This window comes from Pseudomonas thivervalensis (genome assembly GCF_001269655.1).
GTDB classification, from domain to species: domain Bacteria; phylum Pseudomonadota; class Gammaproteobacteria; order Pseudomonadales; family Pseudomonadaceae; genus Aquipseudomonas; species Aquipseudomonas thivervalensis.
The window spans coordinates 18,896-34,928 of the sequence record NZ_LHVE01000006.1; the positions used below are offsets into that span (position 1 = coordinate 18,896).

Here is a 16,033-nt window from a genome sequence, read left to right on the forward strand (position 1 = left end):
TGCGATGCTCGCGAAAACCAGCGCCTTTTGAAACCGTCGAACCGTTGCAAGGGGTTGCGAGGCGCGCAGGCATGTCGTTCCGTGGCGAGGGGATGGGCTGAGGCGACAGCCTTTGCGCGGGTTTCCGGCCTTTGGATCTTCGTGCTTACACCGCCGCCCGGCTGCGCAGTAGATCGATGAACAGGCCCAATTCCCGGCTCACCGGTTCGCCCTTGCGTCGCAGCAACCCGAACGGTGCCAGTTGCACGTCCAGCGCCACCGGTAACGCCACCACCAGGCCCATCTTCAAGTAGTCGCGCAAGGCGGTTTCCGAAAGCACCATGATCGCATCGGTCAGTTGAATCAGTTGCTGCATGGAATACACCGAGCTGCACTCGATGATGTCCGCTGGAATCGGCAACGCCAGACGTTGCAAAGCCTGGTCGAGACCAATGCGCGCCGGGCTGGTTTCCGGTTGCAGGATCCACGGCCAGTCGCTGACCAGTTCGGCCAGCGTCAGTTTTTTGCGTCGGGCCAAAGGGTGTCCGGCGTGGACCACCACCAGTAATCGTTCATTGCCCAGTTGTTCGAAATCATAGTGCTCGCTGTCCGTGGCGGCATTGCGCCGGGCGATGGCCAGGTCGATACGGCCTTGCTCCAGCAACTGGATCACCTGGTCGCTGGTATCGCCCATGATGCGAATGCGCAACTGCGGGTTGAGGGCCTTGATGCGGGCGATGGAGTCCATGACCAGGTCCGGCGCCGCGCCCATGATCGTGCCGATCGACAAGTAACCGTAACCGCCCTGCTGACGTGCCAGCAGGTCTTCGGCGCAGCGATCCAGGCCGCTCAAGGCTGACTCGGCGAAACGGATCAACTCCTGGCCCAAGGCGGTCGGGCGCATCCCCCGGGGCAACCGCTCGAACAGGTCGCAACCGAACATGTCCTCGATCTCGTGCAACATCCGGGTCGCCGCCGGTTGCGACATGTTCAGGCTCTGGGAGGCGCGATGCAGATTCTGGCTGGCACTGAGGGCGACCAGCATGTGCAGGTGTTTGTAGCGCAGGCGATTGAACAGGCTGCGGGACAGCACGGGATGGGTCATCGAGGGCCTCTTGATCGATACCGTGAGGGTATCGCTTGTTAGCGAAATTCGATTTGTAACGCATCGATCGCCCGCCGTACAGTCCAGCCCATAAGAACAAATACCTGCTAAAGGAACCCCGCGATGAAGACTCTTCCTGCGTCTGTGCTGGCCAAGATTTCCTGGCGCCTGCTGCCCTTCCTGTTGCTGATGTACATCATGGCGTTCCTCGACCGCGCCAACGTCGGGTTCGCCAAACAGGCCTTCCAGGCCGATACCGGTATTGGTGACGCGGCCTTCGCGTTTGGCGCCGGGGTGTTCTTTGCCGGGTACGCCTTGTTGGAGGTGCCGAGCAACTTGATCCTGCACCGCGTCGGCGCCCGGTTATGGATGTGCCGGATCATGGTCACCTGGGGCCTGGTATCGGCGGCCATGGTCTTTGCTCACAACGAAACGAGTTTCTACGTGCTGCGCTTCTTGCTCGGCGTGGCGGAAGCCGGATTTTTTCCCGGTGTCATCCTCTATCTCACCTACTGGTTCCCCTCCGCGGCCCGGGGCAAGGCCATGGGCTTCTTCTATTTCGGCGCGCCACTGGCGTTCATCTTCGGCAGCCCGCTGTCGGGGCTCTTGTTGGAGCTCGACGGCTTTGCTGGCGTCCATGGCTGGCAGTGGTTGTTCGCCGTTGAAGGCCTGATGGCCTCGGCCGTCGGCATCTGGGCCTATTGGTACCTGGACAACCGCCCTGCCGACGCAAAATGGCTGACGGTCGAAGAACGCCAACAGGTCCAGGCGCTGCTCGACGCCGAGGATCAGCACAAACAATCCCACGGCCGGAGCCTGCTCAGCGTGTTGTGCCAACCCTCGGTGTTGTACCTGTGCCTGATCTACCTGCTGATCCAGGCCAGTGTTTATGGCGTGGTGTTTTACTTGCCGACCCAGGTCGGTGGCCTGCTGGGCAGTAAGGTCGGGCTCATGGTGGGGCTGGTCACGGCAATCCCATGGATCTGCGCCCTGTGCGCGGCCTATCTGATTCCCGGCTACAGCGACCGCACCGGTCAGCGGCGGCGCACTGCTGCGCTGACCCTGCTCATGGCCGCCGCGGGTATCGCCTGTTCGGTGAGCGTGTCCAGTCCACTGCTGGGCATCATCGCCCTGTGCTTCGCCGCCTCCGGTTTCATCGCCGTACAACCGGTGTTCTGGACCTTTCCGTCCAGCTACCTGGCCGGCAGCGCGGCGGCGGCGGGCATCGCGCTGATCAACTCCTTTGGCGCCCTTGGCGGCTTTATCGCCCCGGTGCTGAAGAACTGGGCCGAAGACGCCTTCCACTCCCCCGCCGCGGGTCTCTATCTGCTCGCCATGACCACCGTTATCGCCGCGTTGCTGGTGCTGGGCATCCACTCGCCCGGTCAACGCGCTTCGAAGACGCCAGCCACTGTTTAACTCAAGGAGCTGCACACATGGGTATTCCCACCATCAAACACGTTCGCGCCTTCGTGCTTCGAGGCGGCGGCGCGGACTATCACGACCAGGCCGACGGCCACTGGATCGACGATCACATCGCCACGCCCATGAGCAAGTACCCGGACTACCGTCAGAGCCGCCGCAGTTTTGGCATCAATGTACTGGGCACCCTGGTCGTGGAGATCGAGGCCAGCGATGGCACCATCGGGTTCGCCGTGACCACCGGTGGCGAGCCCGCGGCCTACATCGTTGAAAAGCACCTGGCACGATTCATCGAAGGCGCCCGGGTGACCGACATCGAAAAAATCTGGGACCAGATGTACCAGTCGACGCTCTACTACGGGCGCAAGGGCCTGGTGATCAACACGATATCCGGCGTGGACCTGGCGCTCTGGGATTTGCTGGGCAAGATCCGCCAGGAGCCGGTGCATCAGTTGCTTGGCGGCGCAGTGCGCGACGAATTGCAGTTCTACGCCACCGGCGCACGGCCGGACCTGGCGCAAAAAATGGGTTTCATCGGCGGCAAGATGCCTTTGCATCACGGTCCGGCCGAAGGCGAGGAAGGCCTGCGCAAGAATCTCGAAGCCCTGGCGACCATGCGCGAACGGGTCGGTCCGGATTTCTGGCTGATGCTCGATTGCTGGATGAGCCTGGACGTCAACTACGCCACCCGGCTCGCAACCGCAGCCCATGAATACGGACTCAAATGGATCGAAGAAGCGTTGCCGCCCGATGATTACTGGGGCTACGCGGCCCTGCGCAACAATGTGCCCAAGGGCATGCTGGTGACCACCGGTGAGCATGAGGCCACTCGCTGGGGCTTTCGCATGCTGCTGGAGATGGGTTGCTGCGACATCATCCAGCCGGACGTTGGCTGGTGCGGCGGCCTCACCGAACTGGTGAAGATCTCGGCCCTGGCCGACGCCCACAACGCGTTGGTGATCCCCCACGGTTCCTCGGTCTACAGCTATCACTTCGTTGCCACTCGGCATAACAGCCCGTTCGCCGAATTCCTGATGATGGCGCCCAAGGCGGACGAAGTGGTGCCGATGTTCCATCCGCAACTGTTGGGCGAACCCGTGCCGGTGGAAGGCCGCATGCGCCTGTCGGTCCTTGACCAGCCGGGCTTCGGCGTGACGCTCAATCCGGACTGCCCGTTGCACCGGCCTTATCACCGCTAAAGGAGTACGCCAATGAACCTGCCTCGCAACGCCTTCAAGGCGGCGCTTACCTCAACGCAGACCCAGTACGGGATCTGGGCCGGTTTCGCCAACGGTTACGCCGCCGAGATCATCGCCGGCACCGGTTACGACTGGATGTTGATCGATGGCGAACACGCGCCGAACACCGTACCCAGTGTGCTAGGCCAGCTCCAGGCCGTCGCGCCTTATACCACCGCACCCGTGGTCCGGGCGGTGACCGACGACGCCAACCTGATCAAGCAACTGCTGGACGTCGGCGCCCAGACCTTGATGATCCCCATGGTCGAAACCGCTGAGCAGGCCCAGTCCCTGGTGCGTGCCATGCGTTATCCGCCCCATGGCATTCGCGGCGTGGGCGGTGGCCTGACCCGTGCCACGCGTTGGGACGGTGTGCCGGACTACCTCACCAGCGCCCATGAGGAACTGTGCCTGATCGTCCAGGTGGAATCGCGCATCGGCGTGGAAAACGTCGAAGCCATCGCGTCTGTCGAGGGCGTGGACGCGGTGTTCATCGGTCCCGCAGACCTGTCCATCGGACTCGGCCATGCAGGCAACCCCGGCCATCCCGAGGTGCAGGAACGCATCCACCACGCGGTCGATGCCACCCTCGCGGCAGGCAAGGCCTGCGGCATCCTGGCGCCCAACGAAGCCGATGCGCGTCGTTATCAGGATTGGGGCTGCCAGTTCATCGCCGTGGCCATCGACATCAGCCTGCTGCGCCAGAGCGCCCAGGCCACCCTCGCCCGCTATCGCGAACCGGGTACCTCTCAGACGCCCTCGCGCACGTATTGAAAGGAGCAGTCCATGTCATCCGTTCCCGTGTACCAGAACTTCATCAACGGCCGATTCACCCACAGCGAAGCGCACCTGGACGTATTCAACCCCGCTACCGGCGCCCTGCTGTCCCGTGTCCCGGCTTCCGCCACCGCTGACGTCGACCAGGCTCTGGCCGCCGCCCGTGCGGCCCAGCAAGACTGGTCGGCCAAACCGGCCATCGAGCGCGCCGGTCACCTGCGCCGCATCGCCGCCAAACTGCGGGAAAACGTTGCGCACCTGGCCCGCACCATCACCCTGGAACAAGGCAAGATCAGCGCCCTGGCCGAAGTCGAGGTGAACTTCACCGCCGATTATCTCGACTACATGGCCGAGTGGGCCCGCCGCATCGAAGGCGAAATCATCACCAGCGACCGCCCCGGGGAGAATATCTTCCTGTTTCGCAAACCCTTGGGCGTGGTCGCCGGGATCCTGCCGTGGAACTTTCCGTTCTTTTTGATTGCCCGCAAGATGGCGCCGGCGCTGTTGACCGGCAACACCATTGTCATCAAGCCCAGTGAAGAAACCCCGAACAACTGCTTCGAATTTGCCCGGCTGGTGGCCGAAACCGACCTGCCGCCCGGCGTATTCAACGTGGTGTGTGGCGACGGCCAGGTCGGTGCGGCCTTGAGCGGTCACAAAGGCGTGGACATGATCAGTTTCACCGGCAGCGTGGACACCGGCTCGCGGATCATGACCGCGGCGGCGGCGAACATCACCAAACTCAACCTGGAGTTGGGCGGCAAGGCCCCCGCCATTGTGCTGGCGGACGCCGACCTGGCGCTGGCGGTCAAGGCCATTCGCGACTCCCGGATCATCAACACCGGGCAGGTCTGCAACTGTGCCGAGCGGGTCTACGTGGAGCGCAAGGTCGCCGATCAATTCATCGAGCGCATCAGCGCCGCCATGTCAGCCACCCGCTACGGTGATCCGCTGGCCGAGCCAGACGTGGAAATGGGCCCGTTGATCAATCGCCAGGGCCTGGACAACGTCGAACGCAAGGTGCGCACCGCCCTCAACCAGGGTGCCAGCCTGATCAGTGGCGGCAGCGTGGCGGACCGCCCCGATGGTTTTCATTTCCAACCCACCGTATTGGCCGGTTGCAACGCATCGATGGAAATCATGCGTGAAGAAATCTTCGGTCCGGTACTGCCCATTCAGATCATCGATGACCTGGACGAAGCGATCGCCCTGGCCAATGACTGCGACTATGGCCTGACCTCGTCGGTCTACACCCGGGACCTGGGCCGCGCCATGCACGCCATTCGGGGCCTGGACTTTGGTGAAACCTACGTCAACCGGGAAAACTTCGAAGCCATGCAGGGGTTTCATGCCGGGGTCCGCAAGTCCGGGGTCGGTGGGGCCGATGGCAAGCATGGCTTGTATGAATACACCCATACCCACGCGGTGTACTTGCAAAGCTGACCGGCAATGAAGCGTGGCCAGGCCAGATGTTGACCCGTTCAGGACCCGCGCCTGGCCTGGCCGTACCCGTCAGGCTGCCATACGCTCACACGCCTCGGCGCAAGACCGGCAAGCGCTTGCGCACGCCTGGCAGTGTTCCGCTTGGTGCTTGCCGCACTCCTCGCCACACGCACGGCAAATCGCCGCACACACGCCGCACAGTTGTGCGGCGACAGGGCTGTCGCGCTTCATGAGTGTGGCCGCGAGCCGACAAAGGTCGGCGCAGTCACGGTCCAGCTCGATGCACCTGGCCATCATTTGTACGCTCTGTTCACGCAGGCAAGCTGCGGCGCAGGCTTCACAGGCCATGGCACACGCAACGCATTCGGCGATGCAGGCCTCGTAACGACTGTTCATGGGGAATCTCCTGTTGCGAAGGTCGATTGGGCGGGTTGTACCGCGCCCGGACAGGGGCGGTATAAGGTCCGACTCGGCCGGCAATCCGGAGGTTTCGAAAGAAAAATTACAATTTTGTCAGCCGCTCAGACCACCAGCGTCAACCACGCCGACACCAGCAGCATCACCGCCATGACCCGATTGAATCGCCCCATCGCCACGGCGGAACGGCAGAACCGTGCGGCACCGCGGCCCAGGTAGGCCCAGGCCGTCATGCACGGGATCGAAATGGCGAAGAACGCCAGGGACAGCCACAGGACCCTCACGGTACGGTCGGCCTCGGCACCAGCGAAGACGCTGACCACCGCCAATGCCATCATCCAGGTTTTTGGATTCACCAACTGCAATGCAGCCGCCCCCGTCAGGCCCAGGCGCGGCCCCTCAACCGGACGGTCCGGGTCGATGGCCTCGGCCGGTGCACGGAAAATCTGCCAGGCCATCCAGCTCAGCCAGGCGATGCCCGCCCATGAGAGCAGCGTCTGAATCGTCGCATGGCGCGCCAGCACGTCCCCCAGCCCGGTGCCGACCAAAAGCACCAGCAAGGCCGCCGCCGCACAGGCGCCAAGGATGATTGGCAAGGTGGTTGCGAGGCCGAAGCGCGAGCTATGGCTCAACACCAGGATATTGGTCGGGCCCGGGGTGATAGAGGCAACAAACGCGAACAAGGCAAACGGCAGCAACTGGTCCATGGAGCGACTTCTCGGTAAAGGATCGATCGCTTGATCATCCCCGCCAAGCCATGGTCAGTCTGGAACAATTGAGCAGCGCTTGCGGTAGTCCGCCGGGCTCAGGCGATAGGCGCGCTGGAACCAGCGGCCCAAATGGCTTTGATCGGCAAACCCAAGCATTGCCGCCACCGCCACGGCGCTCTCGCCACGGGCCAGTAGTCGCCGGGCGCGGGCCAGGCGCAACTGGATCAGATAGGCATGGGGCGCCAGGCCGAAAGCAGCCTTGAACGCACGAGTCAGGCGAAAACGATCCACGCCGGTGACCCGTGCCAGGTCATCCAGGCCGACGTCTTCGCTCAGGTGACTGTGCAGATAATCCCGGGCCTGCTGCGCCACCAATGGTAACCGTGGATCCGGGTTGATCCGCGCCCGCCAGTGCAGGTGTTGGGTCAGGTTGGCCAACAGGGTATCGAGGGCCGTCTGGCGCACGATGCGGATTTCCTGCTCATGCAGGCTCTGGAAGGCCAAGGCCGTGGCACTCGCCAACTGTGCATCGTCCGTCAGGGTGGCGGCGAACCCCAACTGGGCGTTGTCCGGCGCTTCGTCGAACAACGAACGCAGCTCGCGCTCCAGCCATTGGGGTTCAAGGTACAACGTGCGGTAGGTGAACCCATGGTCGTGGGGCGCGTTGCCGTCGTGCAACTCACCCGGCTCAAGCAGGAACACCTTGCCCGGCGTGCTGTTGTGCTGCTGGCGGCGACAATGAAACTGCTGCACGCCCTGCTCGGTCACGCCCACCAGATAAGTGTCATGCCAATGGGGATCATAGGCATGCCCCTCGAAATGCGCACGCACGGTCTCGATACCGGACGTCGCGTCCTGCTTGAAATCGATCCAGTTGCGCGCGGTCATGCCTTATCCCGTTTAGCGAATGTGCGCTTGGCAGATTAACTGCTGATGGAAGAAGTGTCTGGAAGATTTGTGCAAACCTTGTGCGGGCTCGCGGATGTTCACCTGCAAAATCCACCGGTGGGAGCGGCTAAGCCGTCGTTGCCGCAACCATGGATACCCCCCCAAACACCTTAAATCTTTTTCATACCAATACGCCTACGCATCTCAGCGGTAATGCTCTGACGCGTTTTCTTCAACCCAGCCCAAGGCTCATGACCCACTTCCGCCAGACGCTCATGAACATTGTGCACATTCCACAGGTTCGCCCCCTTGAGCTCAGCCACTTCCTCGCGGAAAATCGGCACCGACACCGGCAACCCCTCACGGGTGCGGGCGGCGTAGGCACAGATGGTGGTGGCGCCCAAGCCGTTGCGCAGGTAATCGATGAAAATCCGTCCTACCCGGTTCTTCGGCCCGGACACCGCCGAAAAACGATCCGGCAGCAGCTTGGCCATGTGGCTGACAATTGCATGGCTGAACCCCTTGACCTCGTCCCAGCCCAACTTGCGTGTCAACGGCACCACCACATGAATGCCCTTGCCGCCGCTGGTCTTCAGAAATGCCTTGAGCCCCAGCTCATCGAGCACCGATAACGTGAGTTGTGTCGCTTCGACCATGCTTTTCCAGGGCAGCGCCGGGTCCGGGTCAAGGTCGAGGACGAAGCGGTCGGGCTGATCCAGGTCGACGGACGTGGCATTCCAGGTGTGCAGTTCCACCGTACTCATCTGCACCGCGCCGATCAGCGCTTCGGCGTTGTTGATGATCATCACCGGTTGCCCGGTCAGGTCCTTGTCCAGGCTGGTGATGCCGGGGATCGCCAGGCGCTCGGGGTTCTTCTGGAAAAACAGCTCTCCGGCGATACCCTCCGGCGCCCGGACCAAGGCTACCGGACGTTCCGCCAACTCCGGCAGGATGAATTCGGCCACGCTGGCGTAGTACTCGGCCAGTTGCAGCTTGGTGGTGCCGCTGCTGGCATCGATGACCCGGTCCGGGTGGGTGATGCGAACCTTGCCATCCATGGCCGGCGCCTTGGTTTTTGCCTTGCCCTTGCCCTTGGCTGGCACCGCCTCAGGCGCATCCTTGGCCTTGCTGCTCTTCGTCGCGGTGGTCTTTTTCACGGGTTTGGCAAGCTCCTGGGTAATGTCCTTGGCCGGCTTGTCGTCGCGCAAGCCATGGAAGACCGCATGGCGCACCGAGCCTTCCTTGGTCATTTCGGCAAACGCCACCTCGGCCAACAGTGTCGGTTCGAGCCAGTGCACGCCCTTGGCCTCGTAGCCGGTGGGCGGATTCACTACGGCGGGTTTTTTCGTCTCCAGGGGCAGCAGTTGCTGGTAGATGCTTTTAAGGGTGGTTTCGTTGAACCCGGTGCCTACCTTGCCGGCGTAGCGCAACTGCCCGCTGTCGGCATCGTGCAGCCCCAGCAGCAACGCGCCAAAGGCACTTCGCGCGCCCTTCGGATCGCTGAAGCCCACCACCACGAATTCCTGGCGATTCTTGCATTTGAGCTTGATCCAATCGTTACTGCGCCTGGACACATAGGCACTGCCGACGCGCTTGCCGATCAACCCTTCCATCTTCATCTGGCAGGCGCTGTTGAGCAGCGCATCGGGGGTTTCCTCAAAGGCATCGGAGAACCGCAACAAGGGGCTTTCGTTGGGCTCCAGTACCGCGGCCAATGCGGCGCGGCGCTCTTGCACCGGCACTTTGCGCAGATCCATGCCACTGAGATAAGGCAGGTCGAACAGATAATAGGCGATCTTGCCGCTGCTGCCGGCCTCGAAGGCGTTTTGCAGGGCCTGGAAGTCCGGCACACCGTCGTCGTTGGCCACCACCATCTCGCCGTCGAGCCAGGCCGATTCCAACCCCAGCGCGGCCAGGGCCTCGGCCTGTCTTGGCAACTTGTGGGTCCAATCATGGCCGTTGCGGGTAAGCAGCCTGACATCGCCGTTTTCGATGCGCGCCATGACCCGGTAACCATCGAACTTGATTTCATACAACCACTCGCCGTCGGGCGCGCTTTCCACCAGCGTTGCCAGTTCCGGCTTGAGGGTTTCCGGCAGCGGCCCGGCGACTGCGCCGCTGAGGGTGGTTTTCGTGGTGCGTTTCGGTGAAGTTCGTTGGGCCGCTTTTTCCGGCTGTTTCGCCGCTTTGGCGGCGGCGGCCTTGCCCCGGCGCTTGGGCACGAGGGTGCGATCGCTGAGCACGCTGTCCGGCTCGGCCTGGACCACGTCGTATTCGCTCTCGGGGCGGGCCGCCGGGTCCTGATGCTTGATCAGGAACCATTGCTCCTGCTTGCCAGGCATGTGGGTGCGTACCAGGTTCCACAGGCCGCTGAGCTTTTCGCCTTGCAGCTCGAACTTGAGCCGGCCTTTTGCATAGGCCTCGTGGGGGTCCCCTTGGGGTATCCAGACGCCCCGGTCCCAGACGATCACGTCACCGGCGCCGTAGTGCCCCTCTGGAATGCTGCCCTCGAACGTCGCGTAATCCAACGGGTGATCTTCAACGTGCACGGCCAGGCGCTTGGCTTTCGGGTCCAGGGAGGGGCCCTTGGGCACCGCCCAGCTCTTGAGCGCGCCGTCCAGTTCCAGCCGGAAGTCGTAATGCAGGCGTGTGGCATCGTGCTTTTGAATGCAGAACTGCAGGGCATGGGCAGTTTTAGCCGATTTTCGCGTCCGTTTCGCCGCCGGCTCGGGGGTGGCGGTGAAATCACGCATGCGGTTGTAGTCCTCCAGGGTCTTGCTGCTCATGGACCACCTGCCACTTGCTGCAACGCCGGATCGGCAACCGGCATCCCGGCAGTTTCCGCGAGCAATTGGTCAACCACGCGGCTCAGGGCCTGTTCGACCGAATCACCCAGCAGCAGACCTTGCTCGTAGAGCACGATTTGCCGGTCGGCGCTGGAGCCTTCCTGGACGATCCGGCGAGCCTGTTTGAACACGTCCTGGACGCCGAGCTTCGCCGCGGTTTCGCCGAAGGTTTGCTCCGCCAGGGTCAGCCATTCACCGATCAGCATCGGCTGTTCCTGCCCCTCGACGATAAACTCGGCGAGCGTCCCGTGGCGCTTGGCCCGCCAGCGGTTTTCCTTGAGGATCCACTGGGACATCTGGCTGTAGCGGGCGCCGGGCCGGCGCTGCGCAACGGCATGGGCCACCATCAGGCGAAACAGCGAGACCAGGCAAAGGACGTCCTCTGCCCGCGGGCAAGCATCGCAAATGCGCAGCTCCAGCGTGGGATAACGCGATGAAGGCCGTATCACCCACCAACAGTCGCTGGCCTGGCGAATCGAACCGGTGCGCATGAGCATGTCGACGTAACCGGCGAAGGCCGACTCGTCTTCAAAATACTCCGGCACGCCCATGCGCGGCCATTCATCACAGGCGACTTGCCGGTAGCTGCTGAAACCACTGTTGCCGCCGTTCCAGAACGGCGATGAAGCACTCAGGGCGAGGAACATCGGCAACCAGGGCAAGATCTCATTCATCACCCGCACCCGATCCTGGGTCGCAGGAACCTCCACGTGTACGTGCAGGCCCGACAGCACGCTGCGCCGTGCCACCCGCTGATAATCGTCGAACAGTTGCTGGAAATGCAGCTCATCCGTGGGCTGCAGCACCTGGGTCGCCATCGGATGGGAGCCTGCGCTGAGCAAGCCCAGGCCATGCTCGGCCAAGCGCTTCGTCAAGCCGCTGCGCACCTGGCTCAGGTAGTCGGTGGCCTCGGGCAGGCTGTGAAAGATGGGCGAAGCCATCTCGACCTGGCATTGGAACATTTCATGGGCGAAATGCTTGCCCAGCTCGGCCTGGCACGCGGCGATCGCCCGCGCGGGTGGTTCACCAGGCATGCAACGGGTTTGCAGATCGGTGATGAAATACTCCTCTTCAATGCCGAATTTCATGCGCCTGTTCATTAATAATCCCTCCGATACCCGCTCCGATGCGGGTTACAACCAACGCCACCACGGCGATCCTTTCCACGTCCTGATAACCCGGCGTGAGCAGTTCCTCACCGAACACATCCGGGTCCAATTCCTTGTAGGTCCAGCCGTAATCCGCCGAGTCACGCCATTGCCCCAATGCTTCGAGGAACGGATCGCGTCCATCCACCATCGCCACGCCGGTGTAGAGCACCAACGAGCCGCCAGGGGTGAGTCGGGGCAAAGCCTGCTCGACGATGCGCAGCGACAGCCCAGCGCCCAATGCTCCGCCACCGTGGCGATAGGCGCGTTCGGAGGGATCGGCCATGTACGGCGGGTTGGCGACGATCAGGTCGAAGTTGCCAGGCACGTCCTGCAGCACGTCGCTGCGGGCGACTTCGACATTGGCCACCTCGGCCAGCGCCGCATTCACGGCGCTCAGGCGCAGGGCTTGAGGGTTAATGTCCACCGCCAGCACCTGCGCTTCACGGCGGGCACGGGCAATCACGATGGCACCGACCCCGGCGCCACAACCGATATCCACGGCGCGATGCACCGCCGTGAAGTTCTGTTGCAGGTGCGTATGGATCAGTTGGGCGAAACGGTAGCTGTCGGGGCCGAAGAACACCGCATCGGTGGCCTGCGTGGGGAACTGCGAATGAGCGAACAGCAAGCCATCCAGGCTCGACCAGCGCACCCGGCTACACAACACGCCGTCGCACTCCTCCAGCACCTGGGCCTCCTGCAGTTGCCGCTGCTCATCGGCGCTGATCAGCCCCGGCGCAAACGGCCGTGACCAGCCAAACACGTCCCGCAAGGTCTTGGAACGCTCATTACCAGGACGCTGATTGACCCGTTCGTGGGTCAACGGCGTCGGGGTGATGAAACGGTAGCCGTCGGCTTGCAGGCGTCGGCCCAGTTGCAACAGCGCGAGGTCCGGTTCCGACAGGCGTTCTTCGTCAGTCATGCAGGGCGCCCTAGCGAAGTGCAGATTTGAGTTCGATGAACCGGCGAGTCGCCAGCAACCCGGCCGGATGGCTATGGCAACGAGCGCCGAGCCAAGGCATCAAGACTTGCATCTGCTCCTCGGGCGAGCGTCCGCGCAGTGCTTGTTGCAGGCTTTGCACATCGGGATCATCCATCGGCGTCACCGGCTCGCAGGCAGCGTTCGGGCCGCGCCGGGCGCCGGGCGTCGTGCGTTCGTCCAGCCAATCACCAGCAATCCAGTCGTGCAGCAGTTGTTTTTCGTAGGGGCTGAACACCCCGAACATGGCCGCGCCCGGCCCGTCGATCAGCGTCCAGAAACGGCTGTTTTGCGGATCTTCATGGCGCTTGATCCAGCCTTTGTGCTGCATCGCCGCCAGGAACCCTTCCAACTGGCCCGGCGCCGAGAGCCATTGGTTGACGGTCTTGCCTTCGAACTTGCAGTAATCGGAGTGCATGTGCTGGCCAAACGGGCGCTTGCGTTCAAGCATCTCCAGCACTTCGCGATCCAGGTCGAAGGCGCCAATGATGGCCCGGCTGCCCTGCCCCAGGTCATTGAGGCGATAGCCCAACGTGACCCGCTGCCAGAAGGCGTCACGGTCGGCTTCCATCGGCATCAATTGCAGCAAGGCTTGCACGGCTTTGTGGGCGTGGCCGGTGCTGGCGTTGTCGATGGTGACGTGCAAGGTGAAGTAGTACGGATCAATGTCCAGCTCGCTCAATTCGTAGGCGCTGATCAACAGATGCAAGGGCAACTGTTCGTAGCCCAGGTTGTAGCCAATGACTTCAGGCAGGTATTCATCGCCGGCATACCCCAGCGCCAGCTGCACGGCGCCTTGCAGATAAAGCTCATCGTCGATGTCCGGGGCGTCCGACAGGTCGTGTTCGGCAAGCAGCTTGCGATAGAGCACCACGTGGTTCTGTGAAGGATGACCGTCCCCCAGTTCTTCCAGGTAGGTGCACAGCAACCCTTCGAAACGGTGGTCGTGCCAGTGCTTGACCACGCCATACAACCAGGCGCCGTCCACCCGTTTGGTCGGTGCCACGGCTTGCAGGAAGTACAGCGCGTGGGCCTTGCTGCTGAAGAACTCCCGCGGGCCGCCGCTTTTGCGCCGTTCCAGATAATCCGCGTATTGCCGGGCAACGCCGGCGCTGTGCTGCTCGACCCAGGCCGGCAGCGCCGTGGGGTCGGTGGGCATCTCCTGGGACAGCGCCGCAGCCTTCGTGAGGCATTGCTGGAGGAACGTTTGGGCGACGGCTTGCTTGTCAGCGTCGTCCGGGCCTTGAAGCAGTCGTTCATAGCATTGGCGCACCTGGCCGTTATGGATGACAGGGTGCACGGTGGCCGGCTGGGATTGGAGGGGTGTCAGCGCAGTCATATGGGCCTCTTGGGTTCTCGGCGGACGCTGAATCAGAACGTCTCTTCTGTTGCAGAGCGCCGGAAACGGCGAAAAATTCCCTTGGATTGAAAGGCCGGCGGATAAACGGGGCGCTCCGTTAATGATGGGAACCCTCGTTTCGCTCCAGCCCTCGAATGCTGAGAACCACCCGCGCTGAGCCACCCCGCTGTTGAATGTGGCAAGCGCGCTGTTGTGGCGAGGGAGCTTGCTCCCGCTGGACGCGAAGCGGCCCATGCAGGCGATGCGATCCAAGCATTTTTACGACTGCTTCGCAGCCGAGCGGGAGCAAGCTCCCTCGCCACGGGGTCAGTCGGCACCCGCTTATCCAAGGAGCAACGATGACGTTCACAGTATGGGTAGCGGTGCTCGGTGCGGTGTTGCTGACCCTGGCCCTGACCTCCTCCTATCTGCGCTGGATGCCGGTCACCACCTCGGCGATGTGCCTGGTGCTGGGCATCGCCATCGGGCCGATGGGGTTGGGCGCGCTGAAACTGGACATCAGCGACTCGTCGGTCTGGATGGAGCACCTCACGGAAGTCGCGGTGGTGTTTTCGCTATTCGTCAGCGGCCTCAAGTTGCGCCTGCCCCTCAAGGACCGAACCTGGCGCGTGGCCTATGGGCTGGCCGGGCCGGTGATGATCCTGTGCATCGCCGGCCTGTGCCTGGCGCTGCACTATCTGTTGGGGCTGAGTTGGGGCGCGTCGATGCTGATCGGCGCGATGCTGGCGCCCACCGATCCGGTGTTGGCGGCACTGGTGCAGGTCAACGATGCCCGGGATGACGACCGGGTGCGGTTCGGCCTGTCGGGCGAAGCAGGGTTGAACGACGGTACGGCATTTCCCTTTGTCATCCTCGGGCTGTTGATGCTGCGTGACGACGGCAGCGGTTTTCTCGGTGAATGGCTGCTGCGTAACGTGCTGTGGGCCGTGCCGGCCGGATTGCTGGTCGGCTATTGGATGGGCCGTGGCATTGGCCGGCTGACCTTGTCGATGCGCATCCGGAATGCCGACAGCACCCTGTCGCCCAATGATTACCTGGCCCTGGCGCTGATTGCCCTGGCGTACGTCGTGGCCGACTGGGTCCAGGGCTATGGCTTTCTCTCCGTGTTCGCCGCTGGCCTGGGGCTGCGTCAGGCCGAGGTCAAATCCACCGATGAAACGGCACCACCGGCGGAACACCTGGTGCAACCGGTGGTGGGCCATGAAACCGTCGATCCTCAACAGGCCATCATGGGCGATACCGACTCGCTGGACGACAGTCAGTTAGCCGCAGGGGTGATGATGAGTGACATGCTGGCGTTCGGCAGCCTGGTGGAGCGGTCGATGGAAGTGTTCCTGGTCACTCTGCTGGGGGTTGTGCTGGCCAACCATTGGGACTGGCGAGCCCTGGCGATCGGTGCCCTGCTGTTTGTCGTCATCCGTCCGTTGAGTGTGCTGGTGGTGCCCTGGCGGCGATTGCTCGACGGACCGCAACGGTTGCTGATCGGCTGGTTCGGCATACGTGGGATCGGCAGCCTGTTTTATCTGTTCTTCGCCTTGAACCATGACCTGCAGCCAGAGGTGGCGCAATTGTGCATCAACCTCACTCTGTCGGTGGTGGCCTTGAGCATTCTGGTTCATGGCGTCACGACCCAGCCCACGTTGGCCTGGTACGAACGCCGCAAGCAGCCAAGCTGAGGCACTGTGGCAGGAAGTGAACGCTGTTGTGGCGAGGGAGCT

Annotated in this window: 13 protein-coding genes; 5 read left to right on the top strand and 8 right to left on the bottom strand. The window is 62.8% G+C overall.

Annotated features, from left to right (window positions below; all coding sequences use genetic code 11):
- Positions 1–145: 145 nt before the first annotated feature.
- Entirely contained in the window at positions 146–1,084 is a 939-nt protein-coding gene (locus AD659_RS06155; protein WP_053119319.1) for a LysR family transcriptional regulator, read from the bottom strand.
- A gap of 123 nt (positions 1,085–1,207) precedes the next feature.
- Between AD659_RS06155 and AD659_RS06160 the strand changes: the two genes are divergently transcribed.
- Genes AD659_RS06160 through aldA form a run of 4 tightly spaced genes read left to right on the top strand, consistent with a single transcriptional unit; the run spans position 1,208 to position 5,964 of the window.
- Positions 1,208–2,503, top strand: a complete 1,296-nt coding sequence (locus tag AD659_RS06160) for an MFS transporter (RefSeq protein ID WP_053119321.1) — start codon at positions 1,208–1,210, stop codon at positions 2,501–2,503.
- 17 nt (positions 2,504–2,520) lie between these two features.
- Positions 2,521–3,705, top strand: coding sequence for an L-rhamnonate dehydratase (rhmD, locus tag AD659_RS06165; RefSeq protein ID WP_053119322.1), 1,185 nt, complete (start codon positions 2,521–2,523; stop codon positions 3,703–3,705).
- Between the two features lie 12 nt (positions 3,706–3,717).
- The gene (locus tag AD659_RS06170) at positions 3,718–4,518 is read left to right on the top strand and encodes an aldolase/citrate lyase family protein (RefSeq protein WP_053119324.1); all 801 of its coding nucleotides are present in this window, start codon (positions 3,718–3,720) and stop codon (positions 4,516–4,518) included.
- Between the two features lie 12 nt (positions 4,519–4,530).
- Complete coding sequence (aldA, locus tag AD659_RS06175; protein WP_053119326.1) at positions 4,531–5,964, top strand: aldehyde dehydrogenase; 1,434 nt, start codon at positions 4,531–4,533, stop codon at positions 5,962–5,964.
- A 69-nt stretch (positions 5,965–6,033) separates the two neighbouring features.
- Here aldA and AD659_RS06180 read toward each other — a convergent pair whose 3' ends face one another.
- The 7 genes from AD659_RS06180 to AD659_RS06210 all read right to left on the bottom strand — a co-directional run bounded on the left by AD659_RS06180 (position 6,034) and on the right by AD659_RS06210 (position 14,294).
- Positions 6,034–6,360: a four-helix bundle copper-binding protein gene (locus AD659_RS06180; RefSeq protein WP_053119328.1), complete on the bottom strand. Its 327-nt coding sequence runs from the start codon at positions 6,358–6,360 to the stop codon at positions 6,034–6,036.
- Between the two features lie 125 nt (positions 6,361–6,485).
- Positions 6,486–7,088 (bottom strand): LysE family translocator, encoded by a 603-nt coding sequence (locus tag AD659_RS06185; RefSeq protein WP_053119330.1) that lies wholly within the window; start codon positions 7,086–7,088, stop codon positions 6,486–6,488.
- A 54-nt stretch (positions 7,089–7,142) separates the two neighbouring features.
- A complete protein-coding gene (locus AD659_RS06190) occupies positions 7,143–7,979 on the bottom strand; it encodes an AraC family transcriptional regulator (protein ID WP_053119332.1) in 837 nt (278 codons plus the stop codon).
- A gap of 170 nt (positions 7,980–8,149) precedes the next feature.
- Positions 8,150–10,765 carry a DNA ligase D gene (ligD, locus tag AD659_RS06195; protein ID WP_053119334.1) on the bottom strand — a complete coding sequence of 872 codons (2,616 nt, stop codon included), beginning with the start codon at positions 10,763–10,765 and terminating at the stop codon, positions 8,150–8,152.
- Positions 10,762–11,925, bottom strand: coding sequence for a carboxylate-amine ligase (locus AD659_RS06200; RefSeq protein WP_053119336.1), 1,164 nt, complete (start codon positions 11,923–11,925; stop codon positions 10,762–10,764). The genes ligD and AD659_RS06200 overlap by 4 nt, the downstream gene beginning before the upstream one ends.
- A complete protein-coding gene (locus tag AD659_RS06205) occupies positions 11,897–12,898 on the bottom strand; it encodes a methyltransferase (protein WP_053119338.1) in 1,002 nt (333 codons plus the stop codon). The genes AD659_RS06200 and AD659_RS06205 overlap by 29 nt, the downstream gene beginning before the upstream one ends.
- Before the next feature lie 10 nt (positions 12,899–12,908).
- Complete coding sequence (locus AD659_RS06210) at positions 12,909–14,294, bottom strand: iron-containing redox enzyme family protein (protein ID WP_053119340.1); 1,386 nt, start codon at positions 14,292–14,294, stop codon at positions 12,909–12,911.
- A gap of 359 nt (positions 14,295–14,653) precedes the next feature.
- Between AD659_RS06210 and AD659_RS06215 the strand changes: the two genes are divergently transcribed.
- Positions 14,654–15,991, top strand: a complete 1,338-nt coding sequence (locus AD659_RS06215; protein WP_053119342.1) for a cation:proton antiporter — start codon at positions 14,654–14,656, stop codon at positions 15,989–15,991.
- The last annotated feature ends 42 nt before the right edge of the window (positions 15,992–16,033 follow it).